The organism is Mesorhizobium sp. ORS 3428 (genome assembly GCF_001854785.1).
In the GTDB taxonomy this organism is placed as follows: Bacteria; Pseudomonadota; Alphaproteobacteria; order Rhizobiales; family Rhizobiaceae; genus Mesorhizobium.
On sequence record NZ_MDFL01000126.1, the window covers coordinates 425,615 to 438,400 of the forward strand.

The following is a 12,786-nucleotide window of genomic DNA, read 5'->3' on the forward strand; positions in this document are numbered from 1 at the left end:
TCAATTGCCGGCGGCCGCTACCTTGTTGGCGCCGTCGATCTCGGCCATCAGCGCCTTGTTGGCGCCCGGCACGTCGGTCTTGGCCCTGTCAAGCCAAGTCTTGAACTGCGCGTCGGAGACGACGCGAACCGCGATCGRCATGAAGGCGTGATCCTTGCCGCAGAGCTGCGAGCACTGGCCGTAGTAGAGGCCTTCCTTCTCCGCCTTGAACCAGGTCTCGTTGGTGCGGCCGGGCACGGCGTCCATCTTGATGCCGAAGGACGRCACGGCGAAGGAATGGATGACGTCGGTGGCCGTGATCAGCACGCGGGTCATGGTRTTGACCGGCACCACCAGCTCGTTGTCGACCGCGAGAAGGCGCGGGTAAAGGTTGCGATCTTCCTTGCCGGCCTTGGCGCGGTCAGCATCCTGGAGCACGGCCGAGTTGAAGGAGAAGGTCTTGTCGACCTGGTATTCGTAGTCCCAGTTCCACTGGTTGCCGGTCGCCTTGACGGTCAGCTTGGCCTCTTCCGGCGGCRTGTACTGCGCGGTGAGCAGCTGGAAGGACGGAATGGCGATAAGCAGCAGCACGACCACCGGCCCGACCGTCCAGATCACCTCGATCAGCGTGTTGTGGCTGGTCCTCGAAGGGACCGGATTGGCGCTCGCGCGGAAGCGCAGGATGCAGTAGGCGAGCAGGACCAGCACCAGAAGGGTGATCACGACGATGAAGGCGAAGGTGTAGTTTCCGAACCACTCGATCTGCCGCATCATGTCGGTCGCAGGCGCCTGGAAGCCGGTCTCCCACGGCCGCGGCTGATCCGCATAGGCGGATGCGCTGGAGAGGAGCGCACCTGCGGCTGCAGCACCTGCCAGATATTTGGCGCTTGCCAGGAATTTTCTCATCGCCCTCTCGTCTCCCACTTCCTGCGATCGGATCGCACCAATAACGAACGACGCCGGGATTGGGAATCCCGGTCCGCTCCCAGGGTGGTTCAAACCATACTCTATTCCCCTCCGCAAGGAAGGAGCGGGCGAAACCGTGCGGCATTTTTGCGCGCAACCCGAGGGGCGTTCCCGACCATTGCCGCGCCGCGCGGCGCACGGTCGCAATTCGGGCGAATTTGCTATGGAAAAGCGGGTAATTGCCGGTATTGGGGCGGGCCGGCGACCGTCTCGTCCTTTACTTGGCTTTAGCGCAGCTTWAAGTGCCGTGATTCGCAATGGAGCCGTCATGACTTCCTGGCTTTCGAGACCCTTGGCGAAGGTCGTCTTCCTTGCCGCCCTGCTTGGCGCCAGCCTGACAGGCGTGGCAAGCGCCGCGCCGCCTCAGACCGCCGCGCCGCCCAGCGGCACGGTCAAGTCGACGCATGGGGCGTGGTCGATCATCTGCGACACACCGGCCGGCGCGACCTCCGAACAATGCGTGATGATGCAGAATGTCGTCGCCGAGGACCGGCCGGAAATGGGGCTTTCGGTGGTGGTGCTGCGCACCGCCGACAACAAGGCCGAGATCCTGCGGGTGCTCGCGCCGCTGGGCGTTCTGCTACCCAACGGGCTTGGCCTCAACGTCGACGGCAAGGACATCGGCCGCGCCTATTTCGTGCGCTGCTTCCAGGACGGCTGCTATGCCGAAGTGATCCTCGAGAAGCCGCTCCTCGACACGCTGAAGAACGGCACTTCGGCTACCTTCATCGTCTTCCAGACGCCGGAGGAAGGCATCGGCATTCCCGTCGACCTCAAGGGATTCGCCGAAGGCTTCGCCGCCCTGCCCTGAGCCTTGCGGCAGCAGTGCGGCCGTAGGTCGGCCCGCGGCGATGATTTGCTGATGTAAAGGCCRCCGATTGTCTCGACCCGCCCCGGCCCCTACATCGGGGGAAACCGAAACAGCCAGCGGACAGCCCTGCCATGAACAACCTGATCGGCCAATTCGACATTTCTGACGATCGCGTGAAAGAGATCGTCGCCGACACAATCAAGGGCGCCGACGACGGCGAACTGTTCCTCGAATACAGCGAGAGCGAGTCGCTGATGTTCGACAACGGCCGGCTGAAGACGGCCAATTTCAACACCGACCAGGGTTTCGGGCTGCGCGCCGTCGCCGGCGAGGCGAGCGGCTATGCCCATTCCAGCGACCTGTCCGAAGCCTCGCTGCTGCGTGCGGCCGACGCCGTCTCGGCGGTCAAGGGCGGTTACTCCGGCACGCTCGCCGCCGCGCCGGCCCGCACCAATCGCCACCTCTATGGCGACGAGAACCCCATTCCCTCGCCCAGTTTCGAGGCAAAGGCGAAGCTGTTGCAGGAGATCGACGCCTGGCTGCGCACCGCCGATCCGCGCGTGCGCCAGGTGACGGCCTCGCTCGCCGCTTCCTGGCAGCATGTCGAGATCGTGCGCGCCGACGGTCAGGTTGTGCGCGATATCCGCCCGCTGGTCAGGATCAATGTATCGGTGGTGGTCGGCAATGGCGACCGCCAGGAAAGCGGCTCCTACGGCATGGGCGGCCGCAAGAGCTTTGGCGAGTTCCTGACCGAAGAGAGCTGGAAGCATGCCGCGCGCGAGGCGCTGAGGCAGGCGCTGGTCAATCTGGAAGCCGTCCCGGCGCCGGCGGGCACGTTCGATATCGTGCTTTCCAGCGGCTGGCCGGGCGTGATGCTGCACGAGGCGGTCGGCCACGGACTGGAGGGCGACTTCAACCGCAAGAAGACCTCGGCCTTCGCCGGGTTGATGGGTAGCCAAGTGGCGGCGAAGGGTGTGACCGTCGTCGACGACGGYACGATTGCCGAGCGGCGCGGCTCGCTTACCGTCGACGACGAAGGCACGCCATYGGCGCGCAATGTGCTGATCGAGGACGGCAAGCTCGTCGGCTACATGCAGGACCGCCAGAACGCGCGGCTGATGGGCATGAAGGCGACCGGTAACGGCCGGCGCGAGGGCTATGCGCATCAGCCGATGCCGCGCATGACAAACACCTACATGACCTCGGGCGACATGAACCCGGAGGAGATCATCGCCTCGGTCAAGAACGGCATCTATGCCGTCTCCTTCGGCGGCGGGCAGGTCGACATCACCTCGGGAAAATTCGTGTTCGGCTGCACCGAGGCCTACATGATCGAGGACGGCAAGGTGACGCAGCCGATCAAGGGCGCGATGCTGATYGGCAACGGCCCTGACGCCATGCATCGCGTGACCATGGTCGGCAACGACATGAAGCTCGATAATGGCATCGGCATGTGCGGCAAGGCCGGACAGGGCGTGCCCGTCGGCGTCGGCCAGCCGCATCTGCGAATGAACCAGATGACGGTGGGCGGCACCAGGGTTTGAGCCGCCAGGACCGTTCCGGTAACATCGCCTGCGATAGCGATGTTTCAATGCCGGCGTCCCGGCCATGTCCAGATCCAAGATCGTCATCCTGACTGGTGCCGGCATCTCAGCGGAATCGGGCGTCGCCACGTTCCGCGATCCCGAAGGCGTCTGGGCGAAATTCAAGCTCGAGGACGTCGCGACGCCTGAAGGCTTTGCCCGCGACCCCGCCAAGGTGCAGGATTTCTACAATATGCGGCGGCGGCAGTTGGGCAGCATCGAGCCCAATGCGGCGCACCGGGCTCTCGCCAAGTTGGAACAGGAACTCGCGGGCGACGTCCTGATCGTCACGCAGAACATCGATGACCTGCATGAGCGCGCAGGTTCGCGGAAACTGATACATATGCATGGCGAACTCGGCCGCGCCCTTTGCCAGGACTGCGGCGAAAGCAGCAAATGGCGTGACGATATTGCACTTCAATCTGAATGCCCGGCTTGCGGCGTGAGGGGTCGGCTGCGGCCGGACGCGGTCTGGTTCGGCGAAATGCCCTACCKCATGGAAGAGATCGGCGAGGCGCTGGAAGATTGCGACCTGTTCGCGGCGATTGGAACGAGCGGCAGCGTTTATCCGGCGGCGGGTTTCGTGGAGGGGGCGCGCGCCGCTGGCGCCCATACGGTCGAGCTCAACCYGAAATGCGCAGGCTGGGCCTCACGCTTCGCCGAGCAGGTGGAAGGGCCGGCGACATAAGTGGTGCCGGCTTTCGTCGAGCGCATTCTTTCCGGTGCTGGCTGAGGTTGAATCTGGGTCGACATTGGCAAATCTTACCTCGTCCTATATCGAGGTACGCCAGAATGGCCGGCTCCGAAAAACTCGTAACGACGGAAGAAATGGACGCGGGCGTCCTTGCCGAAGCGCGACAGCGTCATGCTCGCGATTGATGTCACCTAGAGGAAGCTAGCGACCTCGCTGGGGCGCGAACACAATCGCGTTAGGAAATTATTAATTGTTTAGTTGATCGCACCGCGGTTTCCGCATTTACTCATCGCCAGTCTTCTCGTTGCGGTGGTGTTGGCATTGTTGTGTTCCCCTGGCGTCCTGACCTCTTCTGTCTTCCTCGGCCTTGTTTCGTTGATCGGTGCGACGTCCGTATCTGTCGATCCGGCGGCGGCGCAGTCGACATTGTTCACGCGGCCATCGACGCAGCCTTCGGCGGACGGAGTCCGCTCCGCCGCGGTCGGAGGACGCACCAGCATTCCCTATGGGTGGGTCGATTTCTGCCACCGCCGGCCGAAAGAGTGCAATGTGCYGGCCCTGCCGGCCGCGAACGTCAAGCTGACCGCCCAGAACCTGCGCATCCTCAAGCGGATAAACCAAAAAGCGAACAGTTCCATCGAGCCCGTCAGCAACTACGAGCACTGGGGCACGATGATGGACCACTGGGACTATCCCGTGGACGGCAAGGGCGACTGCAAGGTCTACGCGCTCTACAAGCGCAAGCTTCTCATGGAAGCGGGGTTTCCGCGCCAGGCGCTGCTGATGACGGTAGTGCGCGACCTGAACAATGAAGGCCACACCATACTGACGGTGAAGACGGACAAGGGCGACCTCGTCCTCGACAACCTTGTCGACGAGGTCAGGCCCTGGAACGCTACCGGCTATTACTTCCTCAAGCGCCAGTCGCAGCAGAACCCGAACATCTGGGTGTCGATCAACCAGCGCGGCGGCACAACGAAACGCATGTCGCCAAACTCATAGACTCAGCGGCCGGCGCGATCCGCCCTTGACGGGCTGACGCGCGCCTAGAGCGGTTCGCCGTTTCAAAGAAACGCAGAACCGCTCTATCTCATTGTTTTGACGCAATTCCGGACGGAAACCGCTGCGCACTTTTCCTGGAATTGCTCTAGCAAATCATCGACCAGGAAATTCCGGCCCATGAGAAGGCTGCCCGGCCGCGACAGCCTACTGGTTGCAGGCCGGTTCGCCCGGCTGTCCGCAAGACGGCTTCTTCTTGAATTGCTGCGGCGGCGGCTCCTGCGGGAGGCGCCGCTCTTGCATCTGCTGTCTCGGCTGCGCGCGGAATTCCGGCCTCGGCTCCGATCTCTGCGGCCGGAGCACCTGCTCGTTTGGCCTTTCCTGCCTGAACTGGCGCTGCGCATTCTCGTTCGGCCTGTTGACCTTGAAGTTGCGCTGGACGTTGACCTCCGGGCCGGCGGCCCCTTCTTCGCTGTTCTGCAGCCGGCGCAACGTCCTGCCCCTGTCGGTCCTGCTGGCCGAGCCCTGATTCTCGGTGGAGAACTCCTCCGGATTGTTCCTCCTGAACCGCTTCTGCACGGCCGGTCCGTTGTCGGTTGGCTCACCGTTGACAGTCGGCAATCTGCGGAACTTCCTGCCCCTGGCATTCTCGTTGACCGAAGCCTGACCCTGGTTGGAGAACTCTTCCGGATTGTTCTTCCTCAACCGCTCCCGCACGCTAGGCCGGTTTTCGGCCGGCTCACCGTTGACGGTCGGCAGCTTGCGGAGCTTTCGGCCCTTTTCATTTCCGCTGGGCGTGCCCTGTTCGCTCGGTTCGACAGTAGACTGGCCGGCGGAGAGATCCTTGCGCGTCAGCTTTTTCGGTTTGCCGCTGGTCTGGTCGGAGAGTGCATTCGGATTGTTCTTCCTGAATTTCTCCTGTGCGCTCTGCCCGTTGTCGGCCGGCAGGCCGTTGACGGTCGGCAGCTTGCGGAGCTTTTTGCCCTTCTGCTCACCCGTGCCCTGCTCTCCGGTGACGGCGGCGCCGGCATTTCCTGTCGCCTCCTGGTTGCCGCCCACGACGCCTTGCTTGCCGAACTGCTTCCTGGACTTGTTGCCGGGCAAATTCTCGCCGTTGAGCACCGGCTTGCCGTTGACGAGCGGCAACTTCTTGCCGTTCGCTCCGGGCAAGGCGTGCTCGGTTTCAAGCTTACCGGTGGACAGGGTCTTAGACTGGGGAGTCTCGGCACCAGGCTGCTGGCCCTGTGTCACACGCTGGCCAGCTTTCGGCGGCAAGCCGCCCTGTTGCTGATTGGACGGGGCTTGACGGAACGTGTCCGCCTTCTTCTTGAGCAGCRGCGGCAGCGCGACCCTGGCCGCCATCGCGGTGGCGCCGACTCCAATGGCAGCTCCGGCCGTCTTCTGGCCTGTAGTGAGGCCGCCCTGAGCAGTGCCGCTTGGCTGCGCGGCCTGATTGATGGTCTCGTTCCTGATCGTCGTGTTGATGTTGTTGATGACGGTCGTGTTGTGGATGTTGTTGAAGATGATGTCGTTCGGCGGTGGCACGATGTTGCGCGGCGGGTTGATAAACACGGGTATCGGCACGAACACCGGCGTCGGCAGGACGAAGATATCGACCGGTGGCGGCGGCGCCACCAACACGACGAAGTCCGGCGGCGGCGGCGGCAGGAAGATCACTGCAATCGGCGGCGGCGGCTCGAAGTCGAAATCGGCGAAATAGAGCACCGGCCGGTCGACATAGACGATTTCCTCCTCCGGCGGCGGCGGCACATCATAGTCATAGACCGTGAATTCCTCCGGCGGCTCCAAGGCAGCATCGAAATGCTCGAGCCGCCGGCGCGCATCCCACGCATGCGGGCCATGCGGGTAACGCCGCAGATAGGACCAGTAGGCTTCCGGCGTGTCCTCCAGCCAGGTCTCGCGCCAGGTGATAGCCTCTCTCCGCGCCGCGATGATGGCGCGCACGCGCTTAGCCATCGGATCGTGTGGATAAGCGACGAGGAAATCCTGGTAGCCGCGCATCGTGTCGCGGTCGAGAGCCGCGACATAAGCGTCATGGGCGTTGAAATCGCGGATCGCCCTGGTCCGATTGGACCGGGATTCGGCCTCCGAAACCTTGGGCGCGGGCGCGTCCGCAGCACGGTCGAAGAAGACGAAAGGCGTGGTGATCTTCGAGGCATTCCACGGCACTTCCGCACCTTGCGTCGCCTCGTTGACACGCAGCCGCGTGCGGTCGAACACGTCGTCGAGCGACAACCCGCCTTCGCGTATCATCTCGGCGAGCGCCTGAGCATAGGCGCCGTAGGGGCCCTTGCCTTCCGGCGCGACCGTTCCTGGAGCCGCATTGAACGCAATCAGCATATTCGGGTCGGGATCGACTAGCGCGAGGCCGCCGGCCAGAGGCTGGCTCATCTTCGGGAAGGCATTCGGGCGCGCCGCGTCGAGCACGACGATGTTGACCTTCGTCGGCAATCCGGCCAGCGACTTGGTGACATCGGAGAGCCGCATCGCCTGAAGCGGCACGTCGGCTGGATTGGCGATCCGGGCATCGACCGGCAAGAAGTAATTTTCGCCTTCGAACTGCACGCCGTGGCCAGCGAGATAGACGAAGACGACCGCGTCGGGACCGGCAGCGGAGACCTTGCCGAGGAAATCGCGCAACGCGCCGCGCAGCGATTCCTGGTCGACATCGCGCGCGCCGACAACATCGAAACCGGCCGCCTGCAAGGTCTGCGCGATCAGGCCAGCGTCATTGGCGGCAGTCGCGAGCTCGCCGGACTGATAGGCACCATTTCCGATGACGAATGCCAGCCGCTTTTCACCTTGTGCCAGTGCCCCGGTCGTGGTGTTGACCGCGAAAAAGATAAGAACGACGACGAGGCCGAGGAATTTCTGAAGCGTACGCATTGCAGTCTGCCATCCGCTATCCGCCATCCGTCCGCAGCATTAACGCCGGAGAGGCAGGAATGTTTCCCTAACAGTGCGAATTAAGATCCCTGCAAAAAGGCGGCTTTAGGGCACAATTTCGTCGAAAGAAYAGAGACTTCACAAAAATTTCTGGCGAACGGCCTGTTGTGGACWAGCGGCGCCGTCTCGGCTTCTCCAGCAGCGCGACGGCTTCGRCATGCGGCGACCACAGGAATTGGTCGATCGGCGTCACGCTCCTCAGCGTATAGCCGCCGTCGATAAGAATGCGCAGGTCCCGCGCCAGCGTCACCGGATTGCACGAGACAGCCGCGACCAGCGGCACGTCCGAGCGGRCGATCTGCTTCGACTGATCCTCGGCGCCGGCGCGCGGCGGATCGAAGACGAGGCCGTCGAAACCGTTCAATTCCTTGAAGGTCAAAGGCCGCCGGAACAGGTCGCGGCGTTCGCTGGTCACCCGCTTCAAGCCGCCGGCGAAACGGAAGGCGCGATCGAGCGCCGCAAGGGCCGGCGCGTCTCCCTCCACGGCGTGAACCTCCGACTTCGCCGCGAGCCTCAGCGCGAAGCTGCCGCAGCCGGCGWACAGGTCGGTGATTTTTTTGGCGCGCGACAGATGCTGGCCGACAAGGCTCGCCATCGTCTGCTCGGCGGCCGCCGTCGCCTGCAGGAAGGCGCCGGGCGGCACCGCGACGGCGACCGATCCGAACTGCACCACCGGCTTTTTCGGCTCGACGATGACCTCGCCGTCGACCGAAAGCCTCGCCAGGCCCTCGGCCATCACGAAATTGGAGGCGATGCGGCGCTGGTTCTCGCCGAGCTTGCCGGCATCCTGGACGGCGACATCGAGACCGGACGCGGTGACGGTCACCGTCATGTGGAAGGCTTGCGGCGTGGCGCAGACCAGCCCGGCAAGAGTGCGAAGGCGGTCGAGGGCCGAGACGATCGCCGGCAGCGAGATCGGGCATTCCTCGATCGGGATGATCTCGGAGGAGAGCGCACGCACAAAGCCGAGCAGCATGCCGGCCTCGGTGCGCCGCGCGCTGAAGACGACGCGGCGCCGAGTGTGCGGCGCGCAAGGCACCAGCGCCTCGATCTCGCAGGCAATGCCCTTGGCCTTCAGCGCCTGCACGACCCGCTCGCGCTTCCACTGCCAATAGGCTTCGGCCTCGAAATGCTGCAGCGCGCAGCCGCCGCATTCGGTGAAGTGACGGCAGGCCGGAGCGATCCGGAGCGGCGAGGCGTCAAGCACCGACATCAGCGTGGCGCGATCCTTCTGGCGCGCGGCGGTGACCGTCTCGCCCGGCAGCGTGAACGGGATGAAAACCTCGCCGCCTTCGGCGCTGGCGATGCCGTCGCCCTGCGAGCCGAGCCTCACGATGCTGAAGCGCGCGCTCATTTCGGCGCAGCGTCCTTGATCGCGCCGAGCAGAAACTCGTGATTGCCGTCGCCGCCTTCGATCGGCGACGGATGCAGCCCGAGCACGCGCCAGCCGGAACAGCCGGCAAGCCAGTCGCGTAAACCGGTGGCGACGCGTTGGGCCTCACTGGGGTCCCTGAGCAGCCCTCCCTTGCCGATCGCGTCGCGTCCGGCCTCGAATTGCGGCTTGACGAGCAGCAGCGCCCTGGCGCCCTCGCCCGCCAAGGCAAGGGCCGGCGGCAGCGCCAGTTTCAGCGAGATGAAGCTGACATCGCAAACAAGGAAATCCGGGATACGCCCGGCAAGATCGCGGGAGGTCAGGTCGCGGGCGTTCAGCCCTTCGACCAACGTCACGCGCGGGTCGCCAGCGATGTCGGGATGCATCTGGCCATGCCCGACATCGATCGCCGTGACATGGGCAGCACCGCGTTCGAGCAGCACCTGGGTGAAGCCGCCCGTCGAGGCGCCGATATCGAGCGCCTCGCTTGCCGACGGATCGAGCCCAAAGCGATCGAGGCCGGCAATGAGTTTCAGCGCTGCGCGCGACACATAGGCCTGGGCCGGATCGCTGATCGCGACGACGCAGTCGGGCGCGACGGGTTGGCCGGGCTTGCGGGCAACCGCACCGTCAACCGTGACCGTGCCGCGCTCGATCGCGTCGCGGGCGCGCGAACGGCTGGCGAACAGGCCGCGCTCGACAAGCAGTTCGTCGAGACGCCGGCGCGCGCTTGATGGCACAGGAGAGTTCATYGGCCTTCATTGGCGAAAGCCGGACGCGAAGGCAATGGCAGCGTTTTGAATCTGGCGCAAAGGGCGGCAGAATGCGAGGCGTTTCATCAGCCGAGGAGGAGGCGATGCTGAAGGGAACCTGCCACTGTGGCGCTGCCCACTGGACCCTCGAAGGCGATCCGGGGTCGATCACGGCCTGCAACTGCTCGCTTTGCCGTCGCTATGGCACGCTTTGGGCCTATGACTATGTCGACGAACGCATCCGCCTCGAGGGACCGGTGAGTTCCTATACGCGCGCGGACGTCGCCGAGCCGGCCCTTGAAATCCTGTTCTGCCCGAAATGCGCCTGCGTGCTCGCCTGGCGCGGCCTGCGTACGGGCGCCAGCGGCCGGACCCGCATCGCCGTCAATGTCAGGCTGGCGCCGCCGGAGGCCGTCGCCCACCTGCCAATCGACCATTTCGACGGTCTCGACACATTCGACGACCTGCCGCGCGATGGCCRCTGCGTGCGCGACATGTGGTTCTAGAAAACAGTCCGTAAAGCGCGGCGCCCAATCGCCGACATCAAGCCTGTAGGTGGAGGCTCAACCGAAATGGGCGCGGCCGCTGCGGCGTCAGGCAACACCCAAAAGATAGGGCGAGCGAACCGCCAAAGTGGAGCGTTGACAAACAGTTGCAGCCGGAAGCCGGCAAAGCGATTCAGCAGGTTCAGATTTCAGTTCAGGCGCGCTGCGCCTGGATGCCGTGGCCAAGCGCGGCGAAAACCGTGCGAAYGATGCCGGCCGAATCGAGACCCGCGTCGGCATACATCTTCTCGGGCTTGGCGTRGTCGACAAACTCGTCCGGCAGCACCAGCGGCCGCACTTTGAGGCCGCTTTCCAGCAAGCCTTCATGGGCGAGGAAATGCAGCACCTGGCTGGCGAAGCCGCCGATCGCGCCCTCCTCCACCGTCACCAGAACCTCGTGCGAGCGAGCGAGGCGACGGATCAGATCCTCGTCCAGCGGTTTGGCGAAGCGGGCGTCGGCAACAGTGGTGGAAAGGCCTGCGGCGCCGAGTTCCTCTGCCGCCAGCAGGCAGTCCTGCAACCGCGTTCCGAAGGAAAGAAGCGCCACCTTGGTGCCTTCCTTCAAGATGCGGCCCTTGCCGATTTCGAGCACCGAGCCGCGCTCAGGCATCTCGACGCCGATGCCGTTGCCGCGCGGGTAGCGGAAGGAGATCGGGCCGTCATCGTACTGGGCGGCAGTGCGCACCATGTGGCGCAATTCCGCCTCGTCCGCCGCGGCCATGACGACGAAACCGGGCAATGTCGTCAGGAAGGTCGTGTCGAAGGCGCCGCAATGGGTGGCGCCGTCGGCGCCGACGAAGCCGGCGCGGTCGATCGGGAAGCGCACCGGCAGCTTCTGGATCGCGACGTCATGCACGACCTGGTCGTAGGCGCGCTGCAGGAAGGTCGAATAGATGGCGGCGAAGGGCTTGTAGCCTTCGGTGGCGAGGCCGGCGGCGAAGGTCACCGCATGCTGCTCGGCAATGCCGACATCGAAGGTCCTTGCCGGAAACGCCTCGCCGAACAGGTCGAGACCGGTGCCGCTCGGCATGGCGGCGGTGATGGCCACGATGCGGTCGTCCTCCCGCGCCTCCTGAATCAGGCTTTCGGCAAAGACCTTGGTATAGCTCGGCGCGTTCGCCGGCGCCTTGGCCTGCGCGCCGGTGATGACGTCGAACTTGTTGACGCCGTGATATTTGTCGGCGGCGGCTTCGGCCGGCGCGTAGCCCTTGCCCTTCTGGGTCACGACATGGATCAGCACCGGGCCGTCGGCATTGTCGCGCACATTCTTCAGCACCGGGATCAGGTGCTCCAGATTGTGTCCGTCGATCGGACCGATGTGATAGAAGCCCATCTCCTCGAACAGCGTGCCGCCGGTGACGTAGCCGCGCGCGTGCTCCACGGCGCGGGTGATGGCGCGGTCGGCGCGCTTGCCGAGATAGGATGTCAGCTTCTTGCCGAAATCGCGCAGGCCAAGATAGGCCTTGCCGGAAGCGAGCCTCGCCAGATAGGCGCTCATAGCGCCTGTCGGCGGCGCGATCGACATGTCGTTGTCATTGAGGATCACGATCAGGCGGGCATCCAGCGCGCCGGCATTGTTCATCGCCTCATAGGCCATGCCGGCGGACATCGCGCCATCGCCGATGACGGCAATGACGTTGTTGCGGGCGCCAGAAAGGTCCCGGCCCATGGCCATGCCGAGGCCGGCGGAAATCGAGGTCGAGGAGTGCGCGGCGCCGAAGGGGTCGTATTCGCTCTCGCTGCGGCGGGTGAAACCGGACAAACCGCCTTCCTGGCGAAGCGTGCGTATGCGGTCGCGGCGGCCAGTCAGGATCTTGTGCGGATAGGCCTGGTGGCCGACATCCCAGATCAGCCGGTCTTCCGGCGTGTTGAACACATAATGCAGCGCAACCGTCAGCTCGACGACACCGAGACCGGCGCCGAGATGGCCGCCCGTGTAGGAAACGGCATCGATCAGCTCGGCGCGCAGTTCCGTCGCGAGCTGCGGCAGCTCGCTCTCGTCAAGCGCCCGCAAATCCGCGGGGATGCGGACCTTGTCGAGGAGCGGCGTGTCGGGCTTTGGGTTCACTCTTGAGCAGCCTGCTGAAACTTAACCTTGCGCTAACCTTCACGAATACG

9 protein-coding genes and 1 pseudogene are annotated in these 12,786 nt (G+C 64.4%); 5 read left to right on the forward strand and 5 right to left on the reverse strand.

Annotated features, from left to right (window positions below):
• On the reverse strand, positions 1-885 hold the full coding sequence (gene coxB / locus ORS3428_RS20810) for a cytochrome c oxidase subunit II (protein WP_108723109.1): 885 nt from the start codon (positions 883-885) through the stop codon (positions 1-3).
• Between the two features lie 328 nt (positions 886-1,213).
• Between coxB and ORS3428_RS20815 the strand changes: the two genes are divergently transcribed.
• The 4 genes from ORS3428_RS20815 to ORS3428_RS20830 all read left to right on the forward strand — a co-directional run bounded on the left by ORS3428_RS20815 (position 1,214) and on the right by ORS3428_RS20830 (position 5,035).
• Entirely contained in the window at positions 1,214-1,756 is a 543-nt protein-coding gene (locus ORS3428_RS20815; protein ID WP_071100138.1) for an invasion associated locus B family protein, read from the forward strand.
• Positions 1,757-1,887: 131 nt separating this feature from the next.
• Entirely contained in the window at positions 1,888-3,300 is a 1,413-nt protein-coding gene (gene tldD, locus ORS3428_RS20820) for a metalloprotease TldD (RefSeq protein ID WP_071100139.1), read from the forward strand.
• Positions 3,301-3,364: 64 nt separating this feature from the next.
• On the forward strand, positions 3,365-4,027 hold the full coding sequence (locus ORS3428_RS20825) for an NAD-dependent deacylase (protein ID WP_071100140.1): 663 nt from the start codon (positions 3,365-3,367) through the stop codon (positions 4,025-4,027).
• 327 nt (positions 4,028-4,354) lie between these two features.
• Entirely contained in the window at positions 4,355-5,035 is a 681-nt protein-coding gene (locus ORS3428_RS20830) for a transglutaminase-like cysteine peptidase (RefSeq protein ID WP_083355240.1), read from the forward strand.
• Between the two features lie 204 nt (positions 5,036-5,239).
• On the opposite strand, the gene ORS3428_RS20835 is transcribed toward ORS3428_RS20830, so the two are convergent.
• The 3 genes and pseudogenes from ORS3428_RS20835 to ORS3428_RS20845 form a co-directional block, all read right to left on the reverse strand.
• Positions 5,240-7,939, reverse strand: coding sequence for a caspase family protein (locus ORS3428_RS20835; RefSeq protein WP_071100283.1), 2,700 nt, complete (start codon positions 7,937-7,939; stop codon positions 5,240-5,242).
• Between the two features lie 175 nt (positions 7,940-8,114).
• Positions 8,115-9,353, reverse strand: a pseudogene (locus ORS3428_RS20840) (class I SAM-dependent RNA methyltransferase); the annotation flags it as partial.
• Positions 9,350-10,123, reverse strand: a complete 774-nt coding sequence (locus tag ORS3428_RS20845; RefSeq protein ID WP_071100142.1) for a TlyA family RNA methyltransferase — start codon at positions 10,121-10,123, stop codon at positions 9,350-9,352. The gene ORS3428_RS20845 and the pseudogene ORS3428_RS20840, both read right to left, overlap by 4 nt.
• 104 nt (positions 10,124-10,227) lie before the next feature.
• Here ORS3428_RS20845 and ORS3428_RS20850 point away from each other — a divergent pair, with 104 nt between their 5' ends.
• Positions 10,228-10,629 (forward strand): GFA family protein, encoded by a 402-nt coding sequence (locus ORS3428_RS20850; RefSeq protein WP_071100143.1) that lies wholly within the window; start codon positions 10,228-10,230, stop codon positions 10,627-10,629.
• A 193-nt stretch (positions 10,630-10,822) separates the two neighbouring features.
• Here the strand turns inward: ORS3428_RS20850 and dxs are convergent, their stop codons facing one another.
• Positions 10,823-12,736, reverse strand: a complete 1,914-nt coding sequence (gene dxs / locus ORS3428_RS20855; RefSeq protein ID WP_071100144.1) for a 1-deoxy-D-xylulose-5-phosphate synthase — start codon at positions 12,734-12,736, stop codon at positions 10,823-10,825.
• Between the last annotated feature and the right edge of the window lie 50 nt (positions 12,737-12,786).

Excerpts from the sequence above, each read along its gene's own strand:
- ORS3428_RS20815 (WP_071100138.1), top strand. The coding sequence starts at position 1,214 with ATGACTTCCTGGCTTTCGAGACCCTTGGCGAAGGTCGTCTTCCTTGCC.
- ORS3428_RS20845 (WP_071100142.1), bottom strand. The coding sequence starts at position 10,123 with ATGAACTCTCCTGTGCCATCAAGCGCGCGCCGGCGTCTCGACGAACTG.